The 23731-nt window shown below is 62.7% G+C and carries 22 protein-coding genes and 1 tRNA gene; 13 read left to right on the forward strand and 10 right to left on the reverse strand.

Annotated elements, in window-relative coordinates; all coding sequences use genetic code 11:
• Nucleotides 1-323 precede the first annotated feature (323 nt).
• The 8 genes from ACWJKU_RS14955 to ACWJKU_RS14990 all read left to right on the forward strand — a co-directional run bounded on the left by ACWJKU_RS14955 (nt 324) and on the right by ACWJKU_RS14990 (nt 8997).
• Nucleotides 324-941, forward strand: a complete 618-nt coding sequence (locus ACWJKU_RS14955) for a LolA-related protein (RefSeq protein WP_454143445.1) — start codon at nt 324-326, stop codon at nt 939-941.
• Entirely contained in the window at nt 938-3259 is a 2322-nt protein-coding gene (locus ACWJKU_RS14960) for an MMPL family transporter (RefSeq protein ID WP_454143447.1), read from the forward strand. The genes ACWJKU_RS14955 and ACWJKU_RS14960 overlap by 4 nt, the downstream gene beginning before the upstream one ends.
• A 251-nt stretch (nt 3260-3510) precedes the next feature.
• Entirely contained in the window at nt 3511-4698 is a 1188-nt protein-coding gene (locus ACWJKU_RS14965) for a beta-ketoacyl-[acyl-carrier-protein] synthase family protein (protein ID WP_454143449.1), read from the forward strand.
• A complete protein-coding gene (locus tag ACWJKU_RS14970) occupies nt 4695-5495 on the forward strand; it encodes a beta-ketoacyl synthase chain length factor (protein WP_454143451.1) in 801 nt (266 codons plus the stop codon). The genes ACWJKU_RS14965 and ACWJKU_RS14970 overlap by 4 nt, the downstream gene beginning before the upstream one ends.
• Nucleotides 5486-5917 carry a hydroxymyristoyl-ACP dehydratase gene (locus ACWJKU_RS14975; RefSeq protein WP_454143453.1) on the forward strand — a complete coding sequence of 144 codons (432 nt, stop codon included), beginning with the start codon at nt 5486-5488 and terminating at the stop codon, nt 5915-5917. Before ACWJKU_RS14970 ends, ACWJKU_RS14975 begins: the two co-directional genes overlap by 10 nt.
• 180 nt (nt 5918-6097) lie before the next feature.
• The gene (aroG, locus tag ACWJKU_RS14980; RefSeq protein ID WP_454148149.1) at nt 6098-7201 is read left to right on the forward strand and encodes a 3-deoxy-7-phosphoheptulonate synthase AroG; all 1104 of its coding nucleotides are present in this window, start codon (nt 6098-6100) and stop codon (nt 7199-7201) included.
• Between the two features lie 3 nt (nt 7202-7204).
• Complete coding sequence (gene thiS, locus ACWJKU_RS14985) at nt 7205-8182, forward strand: sulfur carrier protein ThiS (RefSeq protein WP_454143455.1); 978 nt, start codon at nt 7205-7207, stop codon at nt 8180-8182.
• 209 nt (nt 8183-8391) lie between these two features.
• Entirely contained in the window at nt 8392-8997 is a 606-nt protein-coding gene (locus ACWJKU_RS14990) for a peroxiredoxin C (protein ID WP_454143457.1), read from the forward strand.
• 64 nt (nt 8998-9061) lie between these two features.
• Here the strand turns inward: ACWJKU_RS14990 and ACWJKU_RS14995 are convergent, their stop codons facing one another.
• From ACWJKU_RS14995 to ACWJKU_RS15005, 3 genes are all read right to left on the reverse strand, one after another.
• Complete coding sequence (locus tag ACWJKU_RS14995; RefSeq protein ID WP_454143459.1) at nt 9062-9346, reverse strand: hypothetical protein; 285 nt, start codon at nt 9344-9346, stop codon at nt 9062-9064.
• 142 nt (nt 9347-9488) lie between these two features.
• On the reverse strand, nt 9489-10526 hold the full coding sequence (locus ACWJKU_RS15000) for a M14 family metallopeptidase (RefSeq protein WP_454143461.1): 1038 nt from the start codon (nt 10524-10526) through the stop codon (nt 9489-9491).
• On the reverse strand, nt 10514-11941 hold the full coding sequence (locus ACWJKU_RS15005; RefSeq protein WP_454143463.1) for a glutamate--cysteine ligase: 1428 nt from the start codon (nt 11939-11941) through the stop codon (nt 10514-10516). The genes ACWJKU_RS15000 and ACWJKU_RS15005 overlap by 13 nt, the downstream gene beginning before the upstream one ends.
• 176 nt (nt 11942-12117) lie before the next feature.
• On the opposite strand from ACWJKU_RS15005, the gene ACWJKU_RS15010 reads away from it, so the two are divergent.
• Nucleotides 12118-12191 (forward strand) — tRNA-Gly (locus ACWJKU_RS15010).
• Here the strand turns inward: ACWJKU_RS15010 and ACWJKU_RS15015 are convergent.
• A complete protein-coding gene (locus ACWJKU_RS15015; RefSeq protein WP_454143465.1) occupies nt 12180-12743 on the reverse strand; it encodes a DUF2127 domain-containing protein in 564 nt (187 codons plus the stop codon). The genes ACWJKU_RS15010 and ACWJKU_RS15015 overlap by 12 nt on opposite strands.
• A gap of 190 nt (nt 12744-12933) precedes the next feature.
• On the opposite strand from ACWJKU_RS15015, the gene ACWJKU_RS15020 reads away from it, so the two are divergent.
• Complete coding sequence (locus tag ACWJKU_RS15020; protein ID WP_454143467.1) at nt 12934-13218, forward strand: DUF4389 domain-containing protein; 285 nt, start codon at nt 12934-12936, stop codon at nt 13216-13218.
• Between the two features lie 279 nt (nt 13219-13497).
• Here the strand turns inward: ACWJKU_RS15020 and ACWJKU_RS15025 are convergent, their stop codons facing one another.
• The 3 genes from ACWJKU_RS15025 to ACWJKU_RS15035 all read right to left on the reverse strand — a co-directional run bounded on the left by ACWJKU_RS15025 (nt 13498) and on the right by ACWJKU_RS15035 (nt 19290).
• The gene (locus ACWJKU_RS15025; RefSeq protein ID WP_454143469.1) at nt 13498-16731 is read right to left on the reverse strand and encodes an efflux RND transporter permease subunit; all 3234 of its coding nucleotides are present in this window, start codon (nt 16729-16731) and stop codon (nt 13498-13500) included.
• Nucleotides 16728-17813 (reverse strand): efflux RND transporter periplasmic adaptor subunit, encoded by a 1086-nt coding sequence (locus ACWJKU_RS15030; protein WP_454143471.1) that lies wholly within the window; start codon nt 17811-17813, stop codon nt 16728-16730. Before ACWJKU_RS15030 ends, ACWJKU_RS15025 begins: the two co-directional genes overlap by 4 nt.
• 109 nt (nt 17814-17922) lie before the next feature.
• Nucleotides 17923-19290, reverse strand: coding sequence for a TolC family protein (locus ACWJKU_RS15035; protein WP_454143473.1), 1368 nt, complete (start codon nt 19288-19290; stop codon nt 17923-17925).
• A 259-nt stretch (nt 19291-19549) separates the two neighbouring features.
• On the opposite strand from ACWJKU_RS15035, the gene moaB reads away from it, so the two are divergent.
• The 3 genes from moaB (at nt 19550) to ACWJKU_RS15050 (ending at nt 21179) form a co-directional block, all read left to right on the forward strand.
• Nucleotides 19550-20071, forward strand: coding sequence for a molybdenum cofactor biosynthesis protein B (gene moaB / locus ACWJKU_RS15040; protein ID WP_454143475.1), 522 nt, complete (start codon nt 19550-19552; stop codon nt 20069-20071).
• 68 nt (nt 20072-20139) lie between these two features.
• A complete protein-coding gene (locus ACWJKU_RS15045; RefSeq protein ID WP_454143477.1) occupies nt 20140-20820 on the forward strand; it encodes an NnrU family protein in 681 nt (226 codons plus the stop codon).
• Between the two features lie 152 nt (nt 20821-20972).
• Entirely contained in the window at nt 20973-21179 is a 207-nt protein-coding gene (locus ACWJKU_RS15050) for a DUF6494 family protein (protein WP_454143479.1), read from the forward strand.
• Between the two features lie 19 nt (nt 21180-21198).
• Here ACWJKU_RS15050 and moaA read toward each other — a convergent pair whose 3' ends face one another.
• From moaA to ACWJKU_RS15065, 3 genes are all read right to left on the reverse strand, one after another.
• Nucleotides 21199-22200, reverse strand: a complete 1002-nt coding sequence (gene moaA / locus ACWJKU_RS15055; protein ID WP_454143481.1) for a GTP 3',8-cyclase MoaA — start codon at nt 22198-22200, stop codon at nt 21199-21201.
• Between the two features lie 120 nt (nt 22201-22320).
• Nucleotides 22321-23526 carry an EAL and HDOD domain-containing protein gene (locus tag ACWJKU_RS15060; RefSeq protein WP_454143483.1) on the reverse strand — a complete coding sequence of 402 codons (1206 nt, stop codon included), beginning with the start codon at nt 23524-23526 and terminating at the stop codon, nt 22321-22323.
• A gap of 19 nt (nt 23527-23545) precedes the next feature.
• Nucleotides 23546-23722 (reverse strand): hypothetical protein, encoded by a 177-nt coding sequence (locus ACWJKU_RS15065; RefSeq protein ID WP_454143485.1) that lies wholly within the window; start codon nt 23720-23722, stop codon nt 23546-23548.
• Nucleotides 23723-23731 lie beyond the last annotated feature (9 nt).

Below are 23731 nucleotides of genomic sequence, written 5' to 3' on the forward strand. Positions count from 1 at the left end.
CCGTTCCGTATTGGCGAGTCGCCGGGCCCGTCTTCACCGGCCGGGTGACGGAACTGCTTCCGTCGCCGCGGGCGTGCCGCTACACTAGAACGTTTTCAATACGGACGACACGAGCGTTCCGCACGGAATGCCGTCAACCCGAGATGAAACCGCTCTAGCCTGTTCGCGCCCCGGAATCCGTCTTCGCCCGGCAAAAATTCAGAAGTACAGACATTCTTTTGAACCCGGCGATGCGCGCCGCGTTTTCGGACGCCGTAACCGGAGCGGTTGAGGGTTTCCCGTTGCCGCGCCGTCAAAGCCTGATCACATCGTTCGAACCTTTTATGGAAACGAAAAGCCACGTAGCCTGGCGCATGCGGCGCATCTCGCGAAAACTCGGGATGATCCTGCTGGGCCTGGTTTTTGCGGCGATCCCGGTCGGCGCGGACGAACGCTGGGATATCGCGGCGCTGATGAACGCCTTGTCCCGCATCGAGGGCGGCGAAAAACGCTATACCGAAATCAAGACCGTGGCGCTCCTCAAAGAGCCCCTGCGCTTGAGCGGCACCTTGACCTATCGCGCGCCGTCCTTCCTGGAAAAGCGCGTGCTGTCTCCGTTCGAGGAACGCTATACGGTGGACGGCGATTCCCTGACCATAGAGAACCCCGCCAAGGGCATCAAACAAACGCTCTCGCTGGCTTCTCAACCGGCCATCTGGGCCTTCGTGGAAAGCATCAGGGCGCCGCTGGCCGGCGATCTGGCGACCTTGAACCGCTTTTACAAAGTCAGTTTCGGGGGGTCGCAGCGCAACTGGCTGCTGGCCTTGGTGCCTACCGAGCCGGATATGGCCAGGCTGGTGCGGTTCGTCCGCATTCGAGGCGGCGGCGACCGCATCGATCGCATCGAAATCGAGGAAACCGGAGGCGACGTCTCGGTCATGACCATCGAGCATCGGCCGTGAGAGAACGCCTGCCGGTCTTCGCCTGGCTGGTCCTCATGGCGATCGGCGCCTGGATCGCGCTGTTCCGCACCCCAGTGTCCACCGACCTCACTCATTTTCTCCCGAAAAAAGCCGGGATCGCGGAGCAGATTCTGGTCGAGCAGTTGCGCCAGGGCGTCGCGTCCCGCCTGATGCTCGTGGCGCTGGAAGGGGGTAACGAAACCGATCTGGCCGAGATCAGCCGGCAACTGGCGGAACGGCTGCGGAACGATGCGTCGTTCGCACGGGTCGACAACGGCTCTCAAGGGCTTTCCGCGGCCGACCGGGATTTCCTGTTCCGGAACCGCTACCTTTTGAGTCCGGAAGTCGGCGCACGGCGGTTCGGCTCGGCGGGGCTCAGGCGCGCCCTGGAAGCGCGCCTGACGGAACTGGCCTCGCCCGCCGGCTTGCTGGAAAAAGAATTTCTGCCGCGCGATCCGACCGGCGAATTCCTCGAGACCCTGCGGCCCTGGATGGCGTCGAGGGGACCGTCCATGCGCCGGGGCGTCTGGTTCTCGCCGGACGGCCGCCGGGCGCTGCTCGTCGCGGAGACGAAGGCGCCCGCTTTCGATCTGGACGCCCAGGCCGAGGCGGTGGCTTCGATTCGGAATGGCTTCGCCGCGATCAGAGGTAGCCGTCCGGTCGATCTGCTCTTGGGCGGCCCCGGTGTTTTTTCGGTGGAAGCCAACGCCACGATCACCCAGGATGCCGCGCGGCTGTCCCTGCTCAACACGCTGGCGATTACCCTGCTGCTGGCGGCGGTGTTCCGATCGCTGCGGGTCATCCTGCTCGGCCTGGTGCCGCTGGCGACGGGCGCCTTGGCGGGAACCTGCGCGGTCAGCCTCTGGTCCGGCGGCATACACGGCATCACCCTGGGTTTCGGCGCGACCCTGATCGGCGTCGCCGCCGATTATCCCAACCATCTGTTCGCCCACGTGCGCCGCGAGGAAACCAGCCGCCAGACGGTGCGGCTGATCTGGCCGACGCTCCGGCTGGGCATACTCACCAACGTGGCGGGCTTTGCCGCGATGCTGTTCTCGGGCTTCGAGGGCCTTTCCCAACTGGGCGTTTTCGCTGCGACGGGACTCCTGGCCGCCGGGCTGACCTGCCGCTGGATCATGCCGGCGCTGATGCCGGAACACATCGATTTGCCCGACCGGATCGTCAAAGGCTTGCGCGCCGATGCGTTTCTCGACCGGCTGTACCGGTTCCGCTGGGTCCCGCCCATGCTCATTCTGGCTGCGACCGTGTCGATCGCCGGCTCCGGCGCGTCGCTCTGGAACGACGACATCGACGCCTTGAGCCCGGTGCCCGAATCGCGCAAGGCGCTGGACGAAGCCCTGCGGCGCGACCTGGGCGCGCCGGACCTTCGCCAGCTAATCGTCGTAACCGGAGGCGATGCGGAGAGCGTCCTGCGCCGGAGCGAGCGTCTGCAAGGAATCCTGAAGCCGCTGGTCGACGGCGGGACGCTGGCCGGTTTCGACATGGCGGCGCTTTACCTGCCCAGCCGGGAAACGCAAAGCCTCCGGCAGTCGGCCTTGCCCGAGGCGGCCGCCCTACGGCGGAATCTCGATGAGGCGCTGCGCGAAACGTCGTTCAAGCGCGGTGCTTTCGAGCCTTTCCTGGCCGATGCGTCGCAGGCGAAACGGGCGCCGCTGCTCGACCAAGCGAGCTTCGCCGGAACCACGTTCCGGCTCAAGATCGAGTCGCTTCTGTTCCGGCACGGCGATCTGTGGATCGCCCTGGTTCCGCTCGTCGGCGTGGCCGATGCCGCGCACCTGCAAGCCGCGCTCGCGGCGGAAGCGGGCAATGACGTGATTTATCTGGATCTTCGCGAAGCATCGAGCCGGCTGCTCCGGGGTTATCGGCGCGAAGCCGTTCATTTGCTCGGCGCCAGCCTCGTCGCCATCGTGATCCTGCTGACCGCGGGACTTCGCTCGGTGGGCGGCATGCTGCGGGTGTTGACGCCGATGGCCGCCGCGGCTTTCGTTGCCGCGGCCGTATTGATGCGGCAGCACGGCGGGCTGTCGCTCTATCATCTGGTCTCGCTGCTCCTGGTGATGGGGCTCGGCATGGACCAGGCCCTGTTTTTCAACAAACCCGGCCGAACGCCGGAGGAACGCAACCGAACGTTCCTGTCGCTGCTGATTTGCAGCTTCAGCGCCGTAACCGCCTTCGGCATTCTGGCCACGTCGAAGGTCAACATTCTCAACGCCATCGGCAGCACCGTGGCCATGGGTGCGGCGCTCGCGGTTCTTTTCGCGGCGATGCTGGCCAGACGGAATCCGTCTTCGGCATAATATTTGAATCCGATAACCGCAGTTAAATCTTCGAAATGACTGCAAAGCCACGTCGACGGTCGCTTCCCCTCTCCCAGAGAAGCGTGTCGGAAAAGGGTATTTGCGCATTTCCGACCATCGGGGAGCGAAAACCATGCGTTCGCTAAATCAGGAGATGAGGAAACGCAACGTTTCGGGATACGGCCAACGGCTGAATTTAGGTTGAACTTTTCACGTCTCCGTCTCACACCATTTTTCTCCACACCGACCTGATGCAGCCATTGATTCTTTCCGCATTCACCCTGACCAGCAGCCTGGGAAGGGGGTTGATTGCGACTTTGGCGGCGCTTCGGGAACGGCGCAGCGGTCTTCGCTACTGCGACTTTCCGGGTGCCGAACTGGACACGTATATCGGCCGGGTCGAGGGCATCGAACACGAGCCCATCGCCGGAGCCTTGAGCGATTACGATTGCCGCAACAACCGCCTGGCCCGGATCGGCCTCGAACAGGACGGCTTCGCCCGCGCCGTGGAAAGCGCCCGCCGGCGCTACGGACCGGAGAGAATCGCGGTGATCCTCGGCACCAGCACGTCCGGCATCCTGGAAACCGAATCCGCCTATCGCCGGCGCGATCCCGAAACCAGCGCGCTGCCGCGCGATTTTCGTTACCGGCAGACCCAGAACACTTTCTCCGTCGGCGATTTCACCCGGCGCTATCTCGATCTACAGGGCCCGGCATCCGTCATATCCACGGCCTGCTCGTCCAGCAGCAAGGTGTTCGCCAGCGCCGCGCGCCTGATCCGGACGGGGCTGTGCGATGCCGCGGTGGTCGGGGGCGTCGACAGCCTCTGCTTTACCACCTTGTACGGCTTCACCGCGCTTGAACTGGTGTCGTCCGCCCCGTGCCGTCCCGCCGACGCGGACCGCAACGGCATTTCCATCGGCGAAGCGGCCGGCTTCGCGCTGCTGGAAAAGCCGGATCGCGGCGCCGGCGATATCGCGCTGCTCGGCTATGGCGAAAGCACCGACGCCTACCACATGTCCTCGCCCCATCCCGACGGCCTGGGCGCGGCTGAGGCCATGCGCAAGGCAATGCAACGGGCCGGGGTCGAGCCGGCCGCCATCGATTACGTCAATCTGCACGGCACCGCCACCCAGGCCAACGATGCCGCCGAGGACAAGGCCGTGTCCGGCATCTTCGGCGCAACCGTGCCGTGCAGCTCGATCAAGGGCTGGACCGGCCATACCCTGGGAGCGGCGGGAATCGTGAACGTCGTCGTCAGCTGCCTGAGCCTTCGCGAAGGCTTCGTGCCGCGCAGCCTGAACACCGGACGGGTCGATCCGGAAATCGCATCCTGGATCGCCACGGAGGAACTGCGCCGGCCGGTCCGGACCGTCCTCAGCAACGCCTTCGGTTTCGGCGGAAACAACGCCAGTCTGGTTCTGGGGAAACGCTCATGATCCGCGTATTTATCGAAGGCGTCGGCGTCATCGGCCCCGGACTTCCGTCTTGGAGCGAGAGCCGGGAGATTCTGGCGGGACGACAAGCCTATGCGGGCGGCGAGCTGCCGCGGCTCCTGGCCGGCCGGCTGCCTCCGGCGGAGCGGCGGAGGAGCACCGCCGTCACCCGGCTCGCGCTCGACGTGGCGGAACAAGCGCTGCTGCCAGAGGTCAATGCGGGAGACGTCGCGACGGTGTTCACGTCCTCGGGCGGCGAGGTGGAAATCATCCATCGGATTTTCGAAGAATTGGCGACTCCCGAGCGGCAGATCTCGCCGACCCAGTTCCACAACTCGGTCCATAACGCGGCCTCCGGATATTGGAGCATCGCGACCGGCTCGCGCCAGGCATCGACGAGCCTGTCCTGCTTCGACGACTCCTTCGCCGTCGGACTCCTGGAAACCGCCGGCCAGGCATGCACCGAACGCGCGAAAGTTCTGCTCGTCGCTTACGACTTCCCGCCGTTTCAGCCGATTTTCGAATTTCGTCCGTTAGAGGCCCCGTTCGCGGTCGCCATGCTGCTTGCTCCCGAACCATCCGGGCGCAGCCTCGGCGAACTGGCGCTCGGCTTCGATGCCGCCGGCACGGGCGATCCCGGCCGCATGGAAAACGCCGGGCTGGAGGCTTTGCGCGCCGGCAATCCCGCCGCCCGAAGTTTGCCGCTGCTGGCGGCTCTGGCTCGCTCGGAACCCGCCGAACTGAGCTTCGGCTGCGCCGACAGCAGACCATTGCAGGTCGAGCTTACGCCATGCGCCTAGACCGGTCCGAACTCGGCGGCCTGCTCCCTCATGCGGGAGCCATGTGCCTGCTCGATGCCGTGCTCGACTGGGACGAAACCCGCATCGTCGCGTCGACCGCCGGCCACCGGCGGCCGGATAATCCGCTGCGCCGCGCCGGGGGCCTGAGCGCGGTATGCGGCATCGAATACGCCGCCCAAGCCGCCGCGATACACGGCGGTTTGCTGGCCGGACGGCGGGGCGCCCCCATGAAGCCGGGATATCTGGTGGCCGTCCGCGAGATCGAACTCGCCGTCGACGACCTCGATCTCGTCGAATCCGCTCTCGTGATCCGCGCCGAAATGCTGGTCGGAAACGAAACCAGTCTGCTGTACGCCTTTACCGTGGAAGCGAACGGTTCCGTTCTTCTGGCGGGCAGAATATCGGTCTTTCTGAGCGCGTGAAACCGAACGAAAACACGGCATCGGGCAACGGCGTTTCTTGAAAAGCGCCCGCGCCGGGTAGCTCCATCCCCACGCGGAGAGTACAATAATCGGCTTTTAAGCGCGCTTCTATTCGAGCAGACGAGGCGATCCCTGCGGTAAGACAAGGCTATGAAACAGCTCTCGGAGATCATGGCGGTAATGCATAACGAATACAACACGGATGACCTGCGCATTTGTGAAGTCAAGGAGGTCATTCCGCCCGTAAAGGTTCACAAGGAATTTCCCATCACCCAGGAAGCCGCGCTGACGACGCTACAAGCGCGCCGGGACATTCACGGCATTTTGGCCGGTCAGGACGACCGCCTGCTGGTCGTCATCGGTCCGTGCTCGATTCACGATCCCGAAGCCGCGCTGGAATACGCGAGACGCTTACTGGAAGCCAAGCAGGAACTGGCCGGCGACCTGGTGATCGTCATGCGGGTCTACTTCGAGAAGCCCCGGACCACGATCGGCTGGAAGGGATTGATCAACGACCCCTGCCTCGACGAGAGCTTCAATATCAACAAGGGACTGAGACTGGCCCGGCAACTGCTGCTCAATCTGAATCATATGGGCATGCCCGCCGCCACCGAATATCTCGATCTCATCACGCCGCAATACGTGTCCGACCTCATCGCCTGGGGGGCGATCGGCGCGCGCACCACGGAAAGCCAGGTGCACCGCGAACTGGCCTCCGGCCTTTCCTGCCCGGTCGGTTTCAAGAACGCCACCGACGGCGGCATCAAAGTGGCCATAGACGCCATCAACGCGGCGCGGCGCCCGCACCATTTTCTATCGTTGACCAAAGCGGGACATTCGGCGATTTTTTCCACCACCGGCAACGAAGACAGTCACATCATTCTGCGCGGCGGAAGACAGCCGAACTACGATGCCGCAAGCGTGGAAGCCACGGCTCAAACCCTGGAAAAGGCAGGCCTGCCGCCCAATATCATGATCGATTTCAGTCACGCCAACTGCATGAAGGACTATCAGCGCCAAATAGCCGTGGGAATGGACGTGGCGGCGCAAATCGGGGCCGGCGATCACCGTATCTTCGGCGTCATGATCGAAAGCCATCTGAAAGCCGGCAATCAGAAGCTCGAGCCGTGCAAGCCGCTGGAATACGGCCTCAGCATCACGGACCCCTGCCTCGGCTGGGACGACAGCCAAGCGCTGCTCCGGCATCTGGCGGAAGGCGTGGCCCGGCGGCGCCGGCATCGCCGCGAGGAAACCGCGACCGGCCGCATCCGATCGAGTACCTAAACCATGCGTATTTTCGTCAACGGCGAACCGCGCAACCTGGCCGACGGCTCGACCCTGGCCGATCTCATCGCCGAATTGAACCTGGGCGGCAAGCGCATCGCCGTGGAATTGAACCGCGAAATCGTGCCCCACGGACACTATGAAGATCATCGACTCACTATGGACGATAAAATAGAAATCGTACATGCCATCGGCGGCGGACAGGCCGATCCTCTGGTCATCGCCGGCCGCAGTTACCGGTCGAGGCTCCTGGTCGGGACCGGGAAATACAAGGATCTGGACGAAACCCGCCGTTGCGTGGAGGCGTCCGGAGCCGAAATCGTCACCATCGCCATACGCCGCAGCAACATCGGACAAGATCCAGGCCAGCCCAATCTGCTCGATGCGGTTGCGCCGGATCGTTACACCCTGCTGCCCAATACGGCCGGGTGTTATACCGTGGAGGACGCGGTACGCACCTGCCGGCTCGCCCGGGAACTCCTGGGCGGCCACAACCTGGTCAAGCTGGAAGTCTTGGGCGATCCCAAAACGCTGTACCCGGATGTCACCGCCACCTTGACGGCCGCGGAAATCCTGGTCAGGGAGGGATTCGAGGTCATGGTCTACACCAGCGACGATCCGGTCGTGGCCAAGCGCCTGGAAGAACTCGGCTGCGTCGCCGTCATGCCGCTCGCGGCGCCGATCGGCTCCGGACTCGGCATACGCAATCCCTACAATATTCTGGCCATCATCGAGAACGCCAAGGTTCCCATCCTGGTGGATGCGGGCGTCGGCACGGCGTCCGACGCCGCGGTCGCCATGGAACTCGGCTGCCACGGCGTGCTGATGAACACCGCCATCGCCGAAGCGAAAAACCCCGCGCTGATGGCCGCAGCGATGAAAAAAGCCGTGGAAGCGGGTCGCGAGGCGTTTCTCGCCGGCCGCATGCCGCGCCGCCGCTATGCCTCGGCCTCTTCGCCCGAATCCGGGCTGTTCTTTTGATCGCGCCCCGCGACGTCGCCGCGAGCCCCGGATTTCGCGGGGCGATTGCCGGAAGAATTTCTGACTAATTTTGTGTAGAATCGATGACTCCTGATTTTTGAACTTTCGGCCGTCATCGCAAAGGATGACCGAAGCCGTCGAAGCCACCGGTTCTTTTCCGAGGCTTACGGCCAATGCATCTAAATCTGACACACTAAAGGAGACGTTTAATGAGCGTATTAGTCGGTAAACCAGCCCCCGATTTTCAAGCAGCCGCCGTTTTGGGCGATGGCAAAATCGTTGACTGCTACTGGTTCTCGAAAGAAACCAAAGGCAAATACGCTGCCGTCGTTTTCTATCCGCTGGATTTCACTTTCGTCTGCCCGACCGAGTTGATCGCGCTCGATCACCGCGTCGACGAACTCAAGAAGCGCGGCGTCGAAGTGATCGCGGTATCGGTCGACTCCCAGTTCACCCATAATGCCTGGCGCAACACGCCGATGGACAAGGGCGGCATCGGTCCGGTGAAATACACCATGGTGGCAGACGTCAGCCACGCCATCGCCAAAGCGTATGACGTGGAAGTGGAAGGCGCGGCCGTGGCCTATCGCGGCACGTTCCTGATCGACCGGAACGGCATCGTTCGTCATCAGGTCGTCAACGACCTGCCGCTGGGCCGTAACATGGACGAACTCATCCGCATGGTCGACGCGCTCCAGTTCTTCGAAGAACACGGCGAAGTCTGCCCGGCCGGCTGGAATAAAGGCCAGACCGGCATGTCGGCCAGCCCCGAAGGCGTCGCCGCCTACCTGAGCAAGAACGCCGGCAACCTGTAAGACTCGAATCTTGCTCGATCCGACGCCCTGCGGACGTACGTCCGCAGGGCGTTTTCATTTCCCGTTACTGAGCCTTGACCGCTTTGAGCAAGGCAAAATACCGAACCAGCAAGGCGCACACGAGACCGAGGGCGACCGACGAAAAGTTGATCAGCCCGGTCGACATCGTCGCTTGCTGTGCATGGAGCGAGGCGATCCACGGCTTCGCGACCAACAAACTCCAGGCAAAATTAGGTATGTAAAAGGCCAAAAGCCCGGCAAAAGCCCATTCGAGAGCGGGAAGACCGCGCTCTTCCGCACTGCGGTAAAACCAATACGCAATCAACACTGCGACAATGCCGCCTATCATATTGCCTCTCCTCCGAGTGATATCGTTTTAATGAGATCGTCCGGTACGGCAAGGCCGTTTCGTTCGCGCCTCGCTCCGGAACGATGCGGTGCTTCGTGGCATCGCCCGCGTACGATACAAAAGATTCGAATTCCTTTCACCGTCAAAAATCGAACGGTTTCTTCTCCATCAGATAGCAGAAACAGTCCTGACGGATGATCTGCCTGTTCAAGGTCAACATAGAAGGCATCACCGCCTTTTTCAGCGTCAGACGATCCTCGCGCACTTCGAAATAATCGGAGGCCACGTCCCGCCCCGATTCGTCGCAGGCCATCAAGGGAAGAACGGACGAGCCGTTTTTGACTGTTCCCAAAACCGTGCCCGCGCTCAACTCCGTGAAATTGAGATGATCCAAATCTTCGTTCAGCTGAAGCTCGACGTCTCCGGGCTGAAAGTCGAAGGACACCCCCTCGCGCACGGTGACCTGCACGACGGTGCGGTAGAAATCCACATCCTGCGGCGCAACCGGCTGATCCGGTATATCGGCGAGACGCAGACAGGCATCCAGGTATTCGAAAGCATGCTCGCTTCCGTATTTTTGTCCGGGCTTGCCGCACTCCAGGGTGACCGCGGGACACAGGTCGGCGAAAGCCGAGGTCTGGGTGCCTTTGGGGTAGGTGAAATAAATCACCATCCGGCCGAACATGGACGCCAGCCGGAAAAACCGGTGATCCAGCCGATTGATGCAAGCGTAATGGGGATTTATCCCGGTATTGTTATGCACATCGATGCTGGCGAAAACCCGGCGTCGCGCCATTTCCGCCACCACGGCCTGCATCGTGGCCGTCTCTCGACAGGGGGGATGAGCGGTTCCGGGCCAGACGCGATTGTAATCCGCCTGCCCGTCCAGCCGGCGCAAGCCCTCCCGCGCCGCGCCAACGTTGCCGATAAAAATCGACAACGCGCGCGGCAAAGGCTGTTCCGAATATTTTCTGAGCAGCGCCTGGCATGCGTGCAGGCCGACCGGCTCGTTGCCGTGAAGCAGCGCGGATACGAACAAGGGTCTCTCCTGACGCCCCCGGAGATGAATGAGCGTCGGCCCCGGCAATATCGTATGAAGACGCTTCGCGTCGATTTCGGTCAGGCCTTCCGGGACACGATCCAGTTGGGTCAAGAATGAGGCATGAGTCAGAGCGGCCATAGGCAAACCGGCTCCCCGCTCTTCTGGCGATCGATATATTCACGCGTCATGGTCGAAAACTCTCCGGGATACTTCGCTATGAAGCGGCGCTGCCATTCGCAGCCGGTCTGGCCGGATAACGCCCGCCGCTCGATGATGTCCAAAAAATAGGCGGCATCGGCCTCCGTCAGCCCCAGCCGATTCAAGCCGAGCCTGGCTTTTTGAAGCAATTCGCGCAGCATCCATGATTTGAGCGGCAACTTTACGCCGCCTTGCCAAACCATGTGCGCCTCCAAACCGTACCGCGCCGCTCGATAAAAATTGTCTTTGGCCTGAGCGAACGAAATCGGCGGCTCATCGCGCTCGTTCGCGAGCGCTTCCACCAGACCGTAAAAGAATGCGGCATTGGCCACCATGTCCACGACGCTCGGTCCCGCCGGAATGACGCGATGCTCGATTCGGATATGAGGGCGACCGTCGGGATCGAAACCGACCAGAGGACGATTCCAGCGCCAGATGGTGCCGTTGTGCAAGCGCAAATGGGCGAACCGCTCGGGCCGCGTCTCCGACAGCACCGGCAGCAAGACCGGATAATGCCGCAAATTTTCCTCGAACACCTCGGTGATGGCGCGCCGGACATAACCGCTGCCGAAACCGACCCGACGCCAAGGACCCTGACCGGCCTCCCGATAACCGCCGGTATCGACGGCTTGCTCGAACAGCGGAATCCGCGTTTCCGCCCACAAATCCCTGCCGAACAAAAAAGGCGAATTGGCGGAAATGGCCACCAGCGGCGCGGAGATCAGGATCGCGGTATTGAAATAGTCCCGAACCCTTTCGAGCGGAACTTGAAGATGAATCTGAAAAGATGTCGCCGCCGACTCCAGCATCACATCCCGATGTTCGATCGCGAGATGCTGATGACCGCGAATATCGAGCTTCAGCGGCGCCTGGCGACGCGCCGACAGAATCTGCTCGTTCAGCGCCCGAAATCGGTTCATCTCGGAAATATTGCCCAGATTGAGCGCCGCCGCGGGTACCGTCGGCAGTATTCCGATCGCGACGAGATCGACGCCCAGATTTTCCGCCGCCGCGCAGGCGCTTCGCCACAGGCCGTCCAACTCGAGGCGAAGCCGCGAAAGCGCGTCTCCACCCAGAAATTGCGGCGCGGTATTGAACTCCACGTTGAATTTGGCAAGTTCCGGGCAGGCGAGCGAGTCGTCGAAAATTTCGAGAAACTCGGCATTGACCGGCGCGGGATTCATGTCCGGATCGATCAGCCACGCTTCCAGCTCAAAGCCGGCGATAGGCCCTTGCGACGAACAGAATCCGCTACGGACGCAGCGATCGAGCAAGGCCGTTTCTTCTCCCAGACGCCGGCGGAAATGATCGAATTCGGCATCGGAGAACCGGACTTTCGCTATCTCTTGGCCCATCGTTCCACCCCAAAGTCCCGGTGGTGCTGGTTGCATTCCATCATGTCACGGATCCGAAGCCGGCCAAAGACGCAATTTATCTTACGCGACCGGCCGATCTGCAAGCCGCCCGAATGAACCGGGAAGATTGATCCGGGCGCATGAAAACGCTTAAAATTGGCGCTTACGACGCGAGCGCGGGTGTAGTTCAATGGTAGAACCTCAGCTTCCCAAGCTGATGACGTGGGTTCGATTCCCATCACCCGCTCCATCTTCCCGCCTTCTTTTTCTCATGCTTCGCCGCGGCCGGAACGGCTCTGTCCGGACGATGCCTTCGGAATTGCCATAGCGCGAAGCCGACATAAGACACGACCGTCACATTGGCGACGAACGTCAGAACCTTGATCCACGAGACGCCGGCCAGCAGTTCGAAAAACTCTATGGGCACGTAGACCGCGCCGCTCGCCAGCGCGAGCCATTCGGCCCAGTGCCGCTCCCGCCACAATCCATAAGCCTCGGCAAACCGCAATCCGGCATATAAAAAGGCGAAGACGGCCAGAACCCACAGCCTTTTGTCCGAAAGCCGCCCGGCCAAATCGATGAAAATGCTCGGATACCGGCTGGCCGGATTGAGGTGGAAATGACCGACAATGTCCTCGGCCACCCGCTGCGCGTCGCGGCCGATGAGCGAGAAAAACCCGAATCCCGCCAGCAAGACCAGCGCCCCCTTGCTCAGCTCGATCATCGCAATGACGCGCAGTCCGCCCTGCGAACGCGATGAAGCCGCGCGGCCGTCGTGCTTGGCGAATAAGAGTTGTCCCATGTCGCTGTCCCTCCTAAAATCCTTGACCGCCAGCGCCCGGAGCAGGTCGGATCGTCGATCGACCGGCGCAAAACCCTTATATCGTTTACCGCCGACGGTCATTCGCCCTGCCTTCGATGATGGGCGCGAATCGGTCCGTCGGCAATGACCCTTTGAATAGGCCCATAGCGTCTCTTATCTTTTTCGCCCTATGAAAGATCCGATCAACAACAATGTCCCGGTCAACATGAACGCCTTCAAGCGCCTGCTGTTCATGGCTCTGTTTTTTGCGCTTTTCGGCATCGTCCGCTTCACTTTGTGGGCCGTCGTGCTATTCCAGTTCGTCGCTCATCTTCTTACCGGCCGGGCCACCCGGCGCGGCGTGAAGTGGGGCGAAGCCCTGTCGGCCTGGATCTACGGCATGATGCTTTTCATGTCCTACAGCACCGATCGCATGCCCTTTCCGTTTGCCGCTTTTGGCGCGAGAGACGATTGATCCTCGCTCGAGCTCGCCGCGGCTCATCGCGTCATTCGGGCCGATATTCCGCTCTTCGCGGAGGACAAAAAAACCCACCATGCGGTGGGTACGAGGAGGAAGAACACCTACGTATTGACATCCTGATGAACCATTAGTTCATGCCTCGCGACGATGTGCCGCCCGCCGCCGACACATCGTTGCGGAATTCTCGGCCGGAACGGACAGTCAGACGGGGCTGCGGATCGCGAAATTCCGGGAACTTCCAAAAAGCCCGCATCCGGCTGTGCCGGAAAGCCGTTATTGCGCGGCTTTCCGGTTCAGCAGGTAATAGACCACCGGCACCACATACAGGGAAAAGGCGGTCGAGGCGAAGATGCCGAAGATGAAGCTCCAGGCAAGGCCGGAGAAGATCGGGTCCAAGGTGATGACGAAAGAACCGAACAGCGCGGCGGCGGCGGTGAGAAAGATGGGGCGGAGTCGGGTGGCGCCGGCCTCGACGAGGGCATCGACGAGCGGTTCGCCTTGCGCCCGCAGGCGCTCGATGAAGTCGATCAGAATGATGGAATTGCGTACCACGATGCCGGCCAGGGCGATCATGCCGATCATGGCGGTGGCGGTGAACAGGATGGGATCGTCGAAACCGGCCACCGGTTCGGTGAACAGCAGGTTGAGCAGCGCAAAGCCGGGCATGATGCCGATGACGGTCAGGGGGATGGCCACCATGATGATGAGCGGCATGCCCAGGGACTCCGTCTGCGCCACCAGCAGCACGTAAATCATGATGAGGGCCGCGCCGAACGCCAGCCCCAGATCGCGGAACACGTCCACCGTAATCTTCCACTCCCCTTCCCCGGCCAGATCGACCGTATAACCTTCGGGCAGCGGTTTTTCCTCTTCGATGTCCCACCAGTCGAACACGGCTTCCACCGGGCTCCGGCCCGCCATTTCCGCGGTGACGTAACTCAGGCGCCGGAGATTCTTGTGGTAAATGGTCAGATCGGCCGGCGCCTCCATCGCCCGGCCGATTTCGCCCAGCGGCACCAGCGAGCCGTCCAGCCCTTTCACCCGAAGCGTATTCAGATCGGCCACGGAAGACCGCTCCGCGCGCGGCAGCCGCACGACGATTTCCAAGGGTTCGCGCTCGGACGAAACGTGCGCGGTGCCGGCGGATACTCCATTCAACGCCGCGCGGAGCGTTTCCGCCACGTCCGCCACGGTAACGCCGTGCAGCGCGGCCTGCTGCCGGTCGAGCCGATAACGGAGCACGGTCTGCGGCTCGTCGACGGTGTCGTCCACGTCCACGACGCCCTCGATGCCGGCGACGTCCTGCTTCACCCGCTCGGCGACCCGCGCCAGATCGGCATAATCCGCGTCCAGCGGCGCGTACACCTCGGCCACGAAAGTGGACAGCACCGGGGGGCCGGGCGGGGTTTCGACGATCTTGACATTGGCGCCGTAAGCCTTGGCGATGCGCTCGATGTCGGAACGGATGCGCAGGGCGATTTCGTGGGATTGCTGCTCGCGTCGCTCCTTGGGCAGCAAATCGATGCGAATCTCGGCCTGGTAGGGTTCGCGCCGCAGATAGTAATGCCGCACCATGCCGTTGAAATCCATGGGCGAAGCGAGTCCCACGTAGCTCTCGAAATCGGTCACCTCGTTGACGGTCGCGAGATAATTCCCGAGCACCCGCGCCGCCGCGTCCGTCTCTTCCAGGGTGGTGCCGCGCGGCATGTCGATGACGATTTGCAGCTCGTTCTTGTTGTCGAAGGGCAGGAGCTTCAGCGGCACGATGCGAAAAACCGCCAGCAAGGCCGATGCGATGAAGGCGGCCAGCACCAGCCAGAGAAAAATCCTGGCCCGCCCGGCGGTCGCCAAGAGTTCCCCCAAAGTGCGGCGGTAAAACCGGTACACCGTGCTCTGCTTGAGATCGAACGCTTCCTCGCCCTTACCGTATTCGCTCTTGAGAAGGTAATAGCTGGCCCAGGGCGTTACGGTGAACGCCACCAGGAGCGACATGAGCATCGCGATCGGCACGTTGAAAGCCATCGGCGCCATGTACGGCCCCATCATGCCGGTGATGAAAAACATCGGCAGGAAGGAAACGATGACGGTGAAGGTCGCGAAGATGGTGGGGGGACGAACCTCGTCCACGGCGGTGAGGGTGGCGTCCAGGGGCGGTTCGCGGCGCAGCTTGAAATGGCGGAAGATGTTTTCCACGTCGACGATGGGATCGTCCACCAGAAGCCCCAGCGACAGAATCAGCGCGAACAGGGTCACGCGGTTGATGGTGTAGCCGAAAACGAGATCGCAGAACAGCGTCACGCCCAGGGTCATCGGCACCGCCAGGGCGACGATGAAGGACTCTTTCGGCCCCAGCGCGAAGGCCAGAAGAACGATGATCGTGACGATGGCGATGAACAGGTGTCTGACCAGTTCGTTGACCTTGTGATCGGCGGTCTCGCCGTAATTGCGGGTGATGTTGACGGTGACGTCTTCGGGAATCACGGTGCCGTATAGCCCTTTCGCCGCCTCGATGACGTCCTCGGCCACCGCGACGGCGTTGGCCCCTTTGCGCTTGGCGACGGCCACGGTGACCGACTGCCGCTCTTCGCCGGGCCTGGCGGCTTCCGTCCGGTCCAGCCGCGGACTCTCGGCGGCCGCCGGCCCGTAGCCGATCCGCGTGTAGCTCTCCGGCTCCTGCGGCCCATCCATCACATCCGCCACGTCGCGGAGATAAATCAGCTTGCCGCCCTGCCCGGCCACCGGCGCGCCGGCGACCTCTTCCGCGCTCGCGAAAAACGGTCCGGCATCCAGACGGACGACGCGATTGGCCTGATCGAAGGTCCCGGCCTGCAAATTGACGTTGGCCGCCCGCAAGGCGCGCATCACGTCCAGGACGCTCGCGCCGTGCGCCGCCAAGCGCGCCGCATCGGGATAAACCGAGATCCGGCGGCGCTCGCCCCCAACCACGCCGATCTTGCCGGCATCCTCCACCCCGGCCAGCTTGTCCTTCATCTCGTCGGCCAGGCGGCGCAAGGCCGCCGTATCGTAGGCGGAATCGTTCGACGACAAAGCCAGGGTGACGATGGGAACGTCGTCGATTTCCACCGGCTTCACGGTCCACGAGTTCACCAGGGACGGCATCCGCTCCTGGTTGGACATCAGCTTGTTCCAGACCTTGACCAGGCTGTCCTCGCGGTTTTCGCCGACGTAAAAGCGCACCGTCACCAGGGCCTCGCCTTCCCGCGACATCGAATAGACGTATTCCACGCCGTCGATTTCCCGCAGCAAGGTCTCCAGCGGCGTCGAAACCAGTTTTTCGACTTCCTCGGCGCCAGCGCCGGGCGCGCTGATCAAGACGTCCGCTACCGGCACCACGATCTGCGGCTCTTCTTCGCGCGGCGTCAGCACCAGCGCGGCGAACCCGGCCAGAAACGACGCGATCAGCAGGAGCAGCGACAGCTTGGAGGTGATGAACAGTTCGACGATGCGGGCGGTCAGACCGCGCTCGACGGAACTTTCCGCGCTCATCGGCCGCTCTCCGGAAGCAGTACGGTATCGCCTTCATCGAGGCCCGAAAGGATTTCGATCTGCCCGTCATGACGCTTGCCGGTGCGGACAAGGCGCAGCCGAGCCCTGCCGTCGATCACCAGCCGCACGCTTTCGAGCTGGCCGACGCGGTTCACGGCGGAAACCGGCACCAGCAGCGCCTCGTCCTGGCCGCAAGGTTGGTAGAGCCAGCCGAAAGCGCCGGGTTGCACCCCCGAGTCCTCCGGCAAACGGGCTTTCACCAGCACCGTCCGGGTCTTGGGATCGACGGCCGGCCGGATTTCGTCCACCGCGGCTCTCAATTCGCTTTCCGGATTGGCGATGCGGACCTTCAGCTCTTCGCCGAGCTTGACCAGGCCGGCGCAATTTGCCGGAACGGCGCTTTCGATGCGGAGCCGCTGCGACTCCTGAAGGACCAGTATCGGCGCCCCGGGCAGCGCCATGTCGCCCGGCTCCAGACGGCGTTCGACGATGACGCCGTCGAAGGGCGCGCGCAGCACGGTTTCCGCCTGCGAAGACTCCGCCTCGCGAACCGCATCCCTGGCCTTCCGAGCCTGGGCTTCGGCGGTCCGCGCGGCCGCCAGGACGGCATCCAGGTCCTGCCGGGTCGCGGCCTCCTTGTCGTAGAGATTTTGCAGCCGGCGCGCGTCGGCGCGAGCGCGCCCGGCTTGCGCCTCGGCCGCAGCCAGGGCGGCGCGCGCCTGGCCGAGACGGGCCCGGATCTCCCGCTGGTCGAGCCGCGCCAGCACCTGGCCCCGCTCGACGCGATCGCCGGCGCGCGCGGCGATGTCCAGAATCCTGCCGGGAACCTTGGCGGCGATCTGCGCGACCGTACGCGCCGCAACCGTGCCGGGCCAGGCGAAGACCCTTTCGATTTCCTTCCGGACCACCTTGGCCGTGGTCGCATTCTTGGCGATGACTTCGCCATTCGCTGCGGCCTCGCTCACCCCCGGCTCCACTTTGCTCTCGAAGCTTCCCTGCATCCACATGAGAAGCACGATCAAGACGGCGACAGCGGCCAAGGCATAGATAAGCTTGGTCCGGGAATGCTTGGAATGGGTCATGAACGGGCCTTTCGGTGTCTTGCCGGTTGATGATCGCGCGAAAATCCCCGGCGACGCTTCCCAGGGAACCGGCTGAAGCGGAGGATCAGAAACGGGCCGTCAAAGCGCCTTACCGCCAATGCCCCACCGCCTTTTGCAACTGGGCCTCCGCCACCCGGGTCTCGTAACCGGCCACGATGGCGCGCAGCGCGGCGTCTGCGCGGTCGGTTTCCGCTTCCAGAAAGCGCGTCACGGTAGCGGTGCCGCCTCGATACTGCTCCTTGACCAGACGCAACGCCTCGTCGGCGGAGGCGGCCCCGGCTTCGGCCATCTTGAGGCGTTGCAGCGCTTCGTTCAGGGTCGTATAGGCGCGCCGGACTTCATCCTCGATCTCGAGCCTGGTGCGCTGCTCCAGCGCCTGCGCCTCGGACAGCCGGCGTTCCGCCTGCGCGATGCGCGCCGTCACCGCGCCGCCCGCGAACAGATCCACCTCGGCGTTGACGCCCAGAGTGACATTATCGCGGCTGAACGCGAAATCCGGCGAGCGGCTGTTCTGGCCGTAAGCGGCGTAGGCATTCACTCGCGGCCAGCGCGCGCCCCGCTCGGCCTGTAATTCCTCGCGCCGTATTTGCGACTGGCGTATCGCGGCTTGCATTTCGGGACGCTGGGCCAAGGCTTGATCGAGCAGTCCGGCGTAGTCCCGGTTCGGCGGCGCGGAAGCCGTGTCCGCGGGCTCGCCGAATTCGACCGTCTCGCCCGCCGTGCCGCCGAGCAGCGTCTTGAGCGCCGAACGGGATAACTCGATGGCGTTTTGCGCCTTCAGCTCGGACTCCCGAGCCTGCGCCGCGCGGACTTCCAGAGACAACACGTCCGTCTTGAGCGCCATGCCCTGGGCGACCCGTTCTTTGGCATGCATCAGCTCGCGCTCGACGGCGGCGATCGAATGGCGCGCCACGTCCACTTGCCGCGGCGCGGACAGCAGCGCGTAATACGCCGCCGTCACCGCGGCGGCCAGCCGGTTGCGGATCGCCGAACGCTCCAGTCCGGCCGCCTCGACCCCCAGTTCGGCGGCTTTCTTCCGGTAGCTGTCCTGCCCCCCCCGATACAGCGACCAGGTGCCGACGATTTCGGGGCGGAAGTTTTCCACCCAGCCGGGATGATTGATGTCCTGCCCGAAGTTGAAACGGCGCTGTGCCACGATGTAGGAGAAGGCTTGGGAAGGATCGTCCGAATAAGCGTAACCGACCCGTGCGGTCAGCTTGGGGTAGAAGTTCGCGGCGGCCTCGGCGACCTTGGCTTCGGCTTCGCCGATCCGGGCGGCGGCCGCGATCAGGTCCGGATTCTGCTCGAACGCGAGGTCGATCGCTTCCTGTAGCTTGAGCGGATGGCGGGCGCCTGGGTCGGGCCGCGCGTCGGCGGTCAGCCCGATCTGGCTCAGAACCAGCCAAAGTGTTGCCCCTGTGGCTAAAAGTCCCGTCTTGGAACGCTTTGAAGTCATGTCCTGCCTTTGCTCCATATCCTCTTGCGCCACAACCTTGAAAAATCACCGGAAGCGCCGACCGACGCCCGATTGCGGGCCAACCGCAAAATAAAATATAAGTATTTATTAATATTTAATCAAGTCCGGATGTTTCGTGAGGGTTGCGCCTCCCCGGGATGTTCGATAGTTTTCCAATCGGCCGCGCCGCCTCCGAACGAACGGCAAGCCGGCCTCTCGCGGACTGAATTTACAACACGCACGACAGGAAAGCATCTCGATGGCCGAAGAAAGAAGCTTCATTCCCCTCGATATCGCGATATTGACGGTATCCGACACGCGCACGGAAGAAAACGACGTTTCCGGAAAGACTTTGGCCGAGCGGCTGACGGCGGCAGGACATCGCCTGGCGGACAAGCGCATCGTGCCCGACGACATTTACCGGATACGCGCCGTGGTCTCGGAGTGGATCGCTTCCGAAACCGTTCGGGTCGTCATCACCACCGGCGGCACCGGCGTTACCGGACGCGACGGCACGCCGGAAGCGGTTTCGGTCTTGTTCGACAAGACCTTGGACGGATTCGGCGAGGTCTTTCGCACCCTCTCCTATCAGGACATCAAAACCTCGACGATCCAGTCCCGCGCCGTCGCCGGCGTGGCCAACGGCACCTACCTCTTTTGTCTGCCCGGCTCCTCCGGCGCGTGCCGCACCGCCTGGGATCTGCTCATCCGCGATCAGCTCGATTACCGTACCCGTCCGTGCAATCTGGTGGAATTGATGCCTCGCCTGCTGGAAAAATAGGCCGGTCGAATCCCGCCGCCGACGGCGTGGCGCCTACACCGTACCGAACTCGAACCTGGAGCCTCCACATGATTCAGCTTACGCTCGCCGCCGCGTTTTTCGTCGGCGTCCATTTCCTGATCGCCGGCACCCGATGGCGGGGCCGGCTCGTTGCACGATACGGCGAGCACATCTACCGCATCGGTTTTTCCAGCCTTTCGCTGCTTGGCCTGATCTGGCTGATCGGGGCCTATCGCCATGCGCCTTATCTCGAAACCTGGGGACAGCTCGCGTGGTTCAAACCCGTAGCGGCGCTGCTGATGCTGCTCGCTTTCATCCTGGCCGTCGCCGGCCTGACGACGCCCGTCCCGGCGCCAGCAAGCGGCGAATCCTCGCCGCCCGAAGCCGAGCCGGCGCGCGGCGTTCTGCGCATCACCCGCCACCCGCTTCTCTGGGGCATCGGCCTATGGGCCGTGGCGCACCTGATCGCCAACGGCGATGTCGCGGCGCTCGTCCTGTTCGGCTCCCTGCTGCTCCTGATCGCGGGCGGAGCCCGCTCGATAGACGCCAAGCGTCAAAGAAATCTCGGGGAACGCTGGGCGAAATTCGCTGCCGTAACATCGAGCGTCCCTTTCAACGCCATCCGCGCGGGGCGCAATCGGCTCGATCTGGCCGAGATCGGCTGGTGGCGCATCGCGCTGGCCTTGGTGCTTTATCTCGGAATGCTGCACTTCCATGTCGCGCTATTCGGGGTCTCGCCGCTGTTCTGAGAGGGAGCGCGGGAAACGACCGCGCGACGTCGCCGCCGGGCCGCCCGTGACGATTCCCTTACCCCCCGAGGCGGTCGCGGTCTCATACGGCTTGCCGTGCCAGAATCGGGCGCGGAAAATCGGATCGAAAGGGAGATGAAGGAGGTACGGCAATGGACGACGAAACGTTCAACATGAGCATCCGCAAGTTCCTGAAAAAAGTCGGCGTGACTTCGCAGCGGGAAATCGAGCTGGTCGTGCACGACGAACTACAGGCCGGCAAGCTGGCCGGAAATGAAAAGTTCGCCGTAAAGATGACTCTGGAAATCCCGGCCCTCCATATCCGTCACGTCATGGACGGCGAGATCGTCCTGGAATAGCGCTTGCGCTCCGGCGGTTTCAGCCGCCGGTGGCGTTCATGTGGCGGAAAATGACCGGCTGAGCCTTGATGTCGAAATAATGCCGCTCGGGCTTGATCGCCATCGAATCGACGATCGCGCGCTTCAGCTTGTCCATATCGCCCGGGTTGGCCCGCAAGATCCGTTTCAGGTCTATCGAGTGCTCGTTGCCCAGACAGAGCAGCAACCGGCCTTCCGCCGTTACCCTCACGCGATTGCAGGTTCCGCAGAAGTTATGGCTGTGCGGGGATATGAACCCGACGCGGGTGTCGGTGCCGGAGACGCGGTAATAACGCGAGGGGCCGCCCGTGGTTTCCGGCGTGGGCAACAGGATAAACCGCCGGTCGAGGTCGCGCTTGATGTCGTCGCTGGAATAATATTCTTCGGCCCGGTCGTGCCCGTCGACCACGCCCAGCGGCATTTCCTCGATGAAGCTGATGTCGATGTTCTTGGCAATCGCATAGGCGACCAAGTCGCCCACCTCGTCGTGGTTTCGGTTCTTGAGCACGACGGCGTTGATTTTGAGCCGCTCGAAACCGGCCGCCAGCGCGGCGTCGATGCCGCGGAGCACCTGATCCAAATCTCCCACCCGGGTCATTTTCCGGAACCGGCCGGCATCCAGCGAATCGAGGCTGACGTTGATGCGCTTGATTCCGACGGATTTCAGCAGGGATGCGGTTTTTTCCAGCTGCGAACCGTTGGTCGTCAACACCAGTTCACTCAAGCCCGGCAGCCTGCCGATTCCTTGCAAAAGATCGACCGCACCCTTGCGCACCAGAGGCTCGCCGCCCGTGATCCGGATCTTTTCGACACCGAGTTCCACGAATGCCGCGGCGACGGCCAGAATTTCCTCCAGCGTCAAAATCTGCGCGCGCGGCAGAAAGACCATGTCTTCGCTCATGCAATAAATGCAGCGAAAGTCGCAACGGTCGGTGATGGAAATGCGGACATAATCGATGCGCCGCCCGAAGCGGTCGATCAATCGCGCAGGTAAGGCCGCCATAGAATTGCCGTTCTGGTCGGATGGGATCGAAAGCTCGACTGGGATTTTCTCACGAAGCCGGCTCAATAGCCAAGCAAATTACTCGGGATTTAGACGGCGCGAGCCGCCCGGCGGTCGCGCTCAATGCGCTGCCAGCGCCCGGTGGACGTCCGCGGCCCAGCGGATCGATTCCACGTAAGTACGGACCGGCATCCCCTGCCCGAACCGGCTGTCCTGAATTTCGCCGGGCTCGGCGCGCTCGAATGCGATCGCGGCGCGGAGCACCTCGCCGATCGGGCCGCTGCCGCGGAGCAGCGCCTCCTCGATGCGGTCGTCGAGATTCAAATGTTGCAGAATCTGCGCCTTGGGAACGTCCATGACCGCGTCCACCAGCGAGAACAACCCGGCGATGTAATAAAGCTCGGTCTCGGGGCGCTGCAATTGCTCGGCCAGCAGTTCGCACGTCCTCGCCCGCACCATCGCCGTGGTCAGCAACTCGCGCGGACGGTAATCGACGGAATTGACCAAAATCACGGATGCCCAATTTTTGATTCGCTGCAAACCGAAGAAAACCACGGCCCGACGGATCGAATCGACCCGTTTCGACATACTGAAAAATGCGGAATTGATCAAGCGGAGCAGTTTATAGCTCAGGGTCATGTCACGCGCGATGATCGCCTCGGCTTCGGCGACATCGACCTTCGGGTTTTGCAGCCGCGCCAACAGTTCCAGCACGGCCAGGCGGTTTCCCGGTATCTCGCAGCCCTGCAACGGCCTGGGTCGCTCGAAGAACGTGCCTTCGTAATAATCGAATCCCAGCTTGCAAAAGCGGTCGTATTCATCCGGCGTTTCCACGTCCCGCACCAGAAGATGCAGGTTTGAGTCGTGGCGGGCCGTCCAATCCGACTTGAAATCGTTGAGTTTCCGGGCGTCCAGAGAACAGATCGACACGAAGCCGGCCTCGCGCCCGAGTTCGCCCCAATCGCAGGATGGATTGTGAAGGGCGATGGTAAACCCCTCGCCGGCCAGACGGGAGGCGGTTTCCTCCGCCGCGCCGCCGCTCAAGATTTCTTCCGGCATCGCCAGCACGACCTGGGATTTCGGCCAATCCAGATCTTCGCACACGCCCAGGGCTCCGGGCGGCACCCGGATCAGCGCCCGGCTGTCGCCGACCAGATCTTTCAGATCCAGCTGCCGGCCGGCCCGACGCACCGTTTCCTTCCACCGCGCCTCGTCGTCTTTGGTGCCGAGGCGCAGGGACTCGCCGCTGCAAAAACTGAGTTCGTAGCCGTATACGTCGAGAGTGCGCGTATATATCGGCACGCGGCCGACCAACCCGTCGAACATCGTCATTCCCCGCCGTAGTTCATTCAGAAACAAAAATCACGCCATGAAACAGGCTAGCACAAGAATATTCCGAACGCTCGGCGTATTGCCATTGTCCGGAATGGCGGATTAAATCGGCTGGCAGGCGTCCGGTCCGGCCGACGCCGGGTTTATTCGTCGGGATGCTCTGTCGGCCGGGCAAATTTTCGGACTTCATCCGAGATAA

Source organism: Methylocaldum sp. MU1018 (assembly GCF_053646775.1).